This window comes from Paenibacillus sp. EKM301P (assembly GCF_011800295.1).
Lineage (GTDB): Bacteria > Bacillota > Bacilli > Paenibacillales > Paenibacillaceae > Paenibacillus > Paenibacillus polymyxa.
This window is the reverse complement of sequence record NZ_JAALFM010000041.1, coordinates 1-1,685: the sequence shown is the minus strand read 5'-3', so window position 1 is coordinate 1,685 and position 1,685 is coordinate 1. Positions and strand designations below refer to the sequence as shown.

Below are 1,685 nucleotides of genomic sequence, written 5' to 3'. Positions count from 1 at the left end.
ACGCTGCGCCATGTCTTTGCCAGTGGTGAAGCGTTGCCGCCACAGCATGTGGCCCGGTTCCAGCGGCTCGTATCGAGCCTGGCCGGAGCGAAGCTGGTCAACCTGTATGGCCCAACCGAAGCAACGGTGGACGTATCGTACTTCGATTGCGAGCCGGATGAGGCATATGCGGTGATCCCGATCGGAAAACCGATTCAAAATATCCGTCTGTACATCGTGAAGGAAGGCACGGAGCAATTGCAGCCGATTGGGGTGGCAGGGGAGCTGTGCATCGGCGGTGTCGGCGTAGCCCGAGGCTATCTGAACCGTCCGGAACTGACGGCCGAGAAATTTGTGAAAGATCCGTTTGCCGGCGGGGAAGCTGGGTATGAACGGATGTACCGCACTGGCGATTTGGCGAGATGGATGCCAGACGGCAACATTGAATACTTAGGCCGGATTGACCATCAGGTGAAAATCCGGGGGTACCGAATTGAGCTGGGCGAGGTCGAAACGCAGCTACTCCAAGTGGAATCGGTACGAGAAGCGGTGGTCATGGCTCGTGCGGATGAAACGGGCCAAAAACAAATGGTGGCGTACTATGTCGCGGGGCAAGAAATCAGTGCCAGAGAGCTGAGAAGTGAGCTGGGCGGAGAGCTGCCAAGCTACATGGTGCCATCGTACTTTGTACAGCTGGAGCAAATGCCGCTGAGTCCCAATGGCAAAATTGACCGCAAGGTCCTGCCGGCACCGGAAGGCAGCCTGCAAAGCGGAGCCGACTATGTTGCACCGCGGACGTGGGTGGAAGTGAAGCTGACACAAATTTGGCAGGATGTGCTGGGTCTGGCACAGGTCGGCGTGAAGGAAAACTTCTTTGAGATGGGTGGACACTCGCTGCGGGCGACGACACTGGCCTCGAAGATTCACCAAGAGCTGAACAAGCCACTTCCACTGCGCAGCATTTTTGAAGCCCCAACGATTGAGCAGCTGGCAGCCGTTCTGGAAGGTTTGGATCAGGTGGCGTATGCGTCCATTCCGGTGACGGAGGAGCGTAGTTTCTACCCACTGTCCTCGGCACAAAAGCGACTGTATGTGCTGCATCAGTTCGACCCGCAGGATGTGAATTACAACATGCCGTCGGTGCTGCAAGTGAGCGGTCCGCTGAATGTGAAACGAGTAGAGAACGTATTCCGTCAACTGATCGCCCGCCATGCGACCTTGCGTACTCGCTTTGAGCTGATCGACAGCGAGCCAATGCAATGGATTGAGGACGCTGTACCGTTCGAGGTGGAATATACGAAGGTACAGGCAGAGGGTGCGACTGCGAATATGATGGTCAGCAAGGAAGCACAACAGCTGGTGAGTCGCTTTGTCCGTCCGTTTGATCTCAAAGCTGCGCCGCTGCTGCGGGTAGGCTTGGTGGATCTGGGCGCTCAGGGAGTAGAGCAGGAAGCTCAACATCTGCTTATGCTTGACATGCACCATATCGTCTCGGATGGGGTGTCCCTAGAGGTCCTGACCGACGAATTTGTCCGCTTGTATGGCGGTGAAGAGCTAGCGCCATTGCGGATTCAGTACAAGGATTATGCCGTATGGCAGCAAAGCGAAGCCCACCAGGAATGGATGCAGCGTCAGGAAGCGTACTGGCTTGACACCTTCCAAGGTGAACTACCTGTACTGGATCTCTCTACTGACTTTGCCCGCCC

The 1,685-nt window shown here is 56.2% G+C and carries 1 protein-coding gene; it reads left to right on the top strand.

The window, feature by feature from the left end:
- A partial coding sequence (locus HFD99_RS24710) for a condensation domain-containing protein (RefSeq protein WP_167441042.1) occupies positions 1-1,685 on the top strand: 1,685 nt, incomplete at both ends.